Origin of the sequence: Mesorhizobium sp. M1A.F.Ca.IN.020.06.1.1 (assembly GCF_004023265.1) — a bacterium.
In the GTDB taxonomy this organism is placed as follows: domain Bacteria; phylum Pseudomonadota; class Alphaproteobacteria; order Rhizobiales; family Rhizobiaceae; genus Mesorhizobium.
Genome location: NZ_RZSR01000684.1, coordinates 1 through 3,345 on the forward strand (window position 1 = coordinate 1; position 3,345 = coordinate 3,345).

The window sequence follows — 3,345 nt, forward strand, 5'->3', positions numbered from 1 at the left end:
AGGCGAACAGCTCGGCGTCGGGCCGCAGGGCGACGACATGGGCGGCGATCGCCGCGGCGGCGAACGGCGCCGGCCGCCGCGAGCCCGCCACGTCTTCGATCTTCGTGCAGAGGTCGGCGAGCGCCTCGTCGTCCCAGGCGAGCCCGAGCATCTCGGCCCCTTTCGCCAGCCGATCGGCGCTAACCGGCGACGGCTGCAGCGTCAGCTGGCGCCAGGCGCCAAAAATGGCGCCGGCGGGACCGGGATCGGCGCCGGCCGGGCAGAGCTGCCAGGCGTCGCGCAGGGCGGCTTCATCCTCGGCGCGGCCGGCGAGCCGCATGCTGGCGGCGGCGCATTTGAGCGCCAGCCGCTGGCGCCAGGCGCCGGCCCAGGCAGGCTGCGCCCGGGCAAGGCTGTCGAGCGCGCCCAGGGCGGCGCCGGCCTCGAAGGCCACGTCGGCGTCACTTGCCCCGCCGCCGGCGGCAAGCGCCCAGGCCGGAACGGTGGGTAGCGCAGCGGAACTGGCGGTCGCGGGGTCGAGGCGAATCATGCTTCCGACGATAAAATGCCCGTGCGCTTTATGCCAAGATTTTCGTGCCAAAACGCACAGCTTGTCGGGCATACAAAACGAATGATAATGTTGCCTTATCAATCAGTTAGCGCTGATGAGTGACCGTCTAATCGTCAGGTTCCCGTATTGGATTTAGCCGGTCCGGGACCAAGGGGCATCAGCATATTGGCAATGGATGACAGTCGTGGAATATGTTTGGGTGCTGGTTGCGCCGAAAGGTCGGCGATCGGTGGTCGGTTATTCAGAGAGGGCTTGTATGGCTACGGGAACAGTGAAGTGGTTCAACTCCCAAAAAGGATTTGGTTTCATTCAGCCTGATCAAGGCGGCCCCGATGTGTTCGTGCATATTTCTGCCGTGGAGCGCTCCGGCTTGCGTGGCCTCAATGATGGCCAGAGGATTAGCTACGAACTGGTGCAGGACAAGCGTTCTGGAAAGACGTCAGCCGGCGAACTTCGGACGATTTGATGGAGGCTGACCGGTTATACTGCGGTCGGCTTCATCCCTTTCACATGATCGAGTGAATAAGAGCCTTCATCTGCTCTGGCAGGTCGAGCGCCTCGACCTCCAGAAGGTATCGGGGTCTGGTCAAACGATCGGCTTGCGTAATAGCAGGATAGGCGCAGATGGCTAGGAGCGCCCGCTCCTCCTCTCGGTTGGCATTGTCGTAGTCGCGGCCCTTGCCGCCCACTTCCTGTACGACCTTACCGAACGCCTCGTATGCGGTCATGTGTGACTCAACCAATGCTCGCAGTTCGCAAGAGGGCTCCTGTTGCGGGCGTTGGGCATCAGTGGCGTGAGCCACCGCCGTAAGTGTCGAGGCAAAGATGGCGCTGCCTGAGTGGAAAAGCACAGCGCGGCGGTTAATCCTGGACGTGTGATTTCTCCTTCATATCATGGCAAGCCCGATTAGGGACCGCACTTTCAACGACACTGTTAGCACGACGCCAAATAAATTCATGTCAGGATGGATAGACCTCCCTCCCCTTCCCGGCCCGAGTAACTAGCGTCGAGACCGGCATGCACGCCCCATGTTGTTAACGAACTATTAGGGTTACTGGGCCGCACATAGATGGCAGCGTGCTGGGCAGGCAGCGGGCTGGACGATGAGCATAAGCGTTCAAGGGCCCAAACGACATTGGACCACATTGCAGTTGTACGTGTGCAACCGCCGCCCACTGGTTTGCGCAGTCGGAAGCCGGCGGTGGAATAGCGATCGGTATTCTGCAAATGTGCCAAGGCCCGTCTCTGCAGCCGGCGAGAAATGGTAGGCTGAGCGTTGGGAATTAGGTGCCTGCAGACCGACTGTTGTCGAAGGAAATTGGCGCTGGCCAAGTGCTCGAATCCCGGACTAGGTGCCCTGCGTGCCTTGCAGCGATGAAGGTTGCGACGACTACATAGGCGTCGAGCCTCGGGAAACCTGTTTGGCGTCCTGGGGCATAGACTGTGGCCGCTTCGCGTGGGCCAATGCCAGATCTGTGATGCCACTGTGGCTTGGCTGATCTTCTTGGTGTGCAACTCTCCTGCCTTGCGCGCGCTTAGGGAGCGGCGAGCGAGCCAGCAAATTGGTATGGTGTGGGTCCCATAGGGTCCGTGGACGCTGAGCCGCATGCGACCCGACGATCATGGTCCCTCGCCTGCCCGGCAGCGAGCACTGGAGTTCCATCATCATCGGAGGCAGCCTTCGCGCCTGCCCGCGGCTCACGCTCCTGGCGGCACGGACGAAGCAAATTCGAACGGGCCCTGCTGTGTGACGCCGGCCAAGATCTGGGTGGCCGATACGTCTAGCCGGAGGACAGTTCCGGATATTGCGCAGGTCGTGGGACTCGCAATCTCTGGCCGTACGCAGCTTCTATCTTCCTCGGAGGATATTCCAGTCGAGGGGACGCCGCGGGCGCCGCAGAGCAATAAGGGCCGGGGTTCAAAGACGAGCGGATAGATCTTGCGGGTAATACGACCGTGCACCCTCTAGCACGGCCACTATCGCGTCTTTGCGCCCTCCTGGGATATGCAGCATGGTGAGGGTTCCTATGTGGTCTATGCCGGTCAGCCAAAGTTCGTCGGAAAAGGGGCAGGCGGATGCAGGAGTCGCATTCGTTGTACATGTACAACTTGGTGCCGTGCGCGTGATCCATGTTCAGGCTGCGTGGAAGTACGCTCGACACCCATGTCGGCGAGCACTCCGAAATTCTGGAATTCCCCACGACGCGTACAACATTCGGCTGCAAAGCGGTGACGCCCGGTTCAGCAACGCAAGCTTGCCGCCTCGGACCGACGTGCCTACGAAAGTCAGCGTGAAAAATCGTCGGCGAGGCGCGTCATTTCTCTGGGCGGCAACGATTTCGACTACCAACCAGGTCAGGGGAGTTGCACACGTACAACCGCCGCCAATGATGAGGGTTACGGCTTTGCCGAGCAACCGACGGTTCCGAATAGTTTCGTCAAACTGCCATCTATCAAGGCGGGAGCGGTGTGGCCCAATGGCTCCCGCCGTGCAGTCCTATGCTCGTTCCGGCGACAAATATCTAGCCGACACAGTAGTGCTCCGCTTTGATTCTTTACAATTGCAGGCCGACGCAGACTCACCTAGCAGCTTGGCCGCGTTAACCTTTCATTAACCAAAAAGGGTTTGTCGGTCGTCCAGAATCAGTCCATCTTCATCAGCGCATTTCTGTCGCCTCTTGGCCAAAATGCGCAGATCAGGAGAGGCCGGTGTTGGACAAGGTCAGCCAAAGCAGCCCCGCGGGCGAAAGCCTCCGCGAACTCATCGCCACGGATGCCGCGGAACTGTCAAGGC

3 protein-coding genes are annotated in these 3,345 nt (G+C 60.6%); 1 reads left to right on the forward strand and 2 read right to left on the reverse strand.

All coding sequences use genetic code 11. From position 1 onward, the window contains the following. On the reverse strand, window positions 1–529 hold a 529-nt coding region (locus tag EOA60_RS25000; protein WP_128312061.1), incomplete at its 3' end, for a DUF1403 family protein. Window positions 530–806: 277 nt separating this feature from the next. Between EOA60_RS25000 and EOA60_RS25005 the strand changes: the two genes are divergently transcribed. Beyond that, window positions 807–1,016 (forward strand): cold-shock protein, encoded by a 210-nt coding sequence (locus EOA60_RS25005; RefSeq protein ID WP_127336116.1) that lies wholly within the window; start codon window positions 807–809, stop codon window positions 1,014–1,016. 40 nt (window positions 1,017–1,056) lie between these two features. Here EOA60_RS25005 and EOA60_RS39200 read toward each other — a convergent pair whose 3' ends face one another. Then, a complete protein-coding gene (locus EOA60_RS39200; RefSeq protein ID WP_127336114.1) occupies window positions 1,057–1,278 on the reverse strand; it encodes a hypothetical protein in 222 nt (73 codons plus the stop codon). Window positions 1,279–3,345: the final 2,067 nt, after the last annotated feature.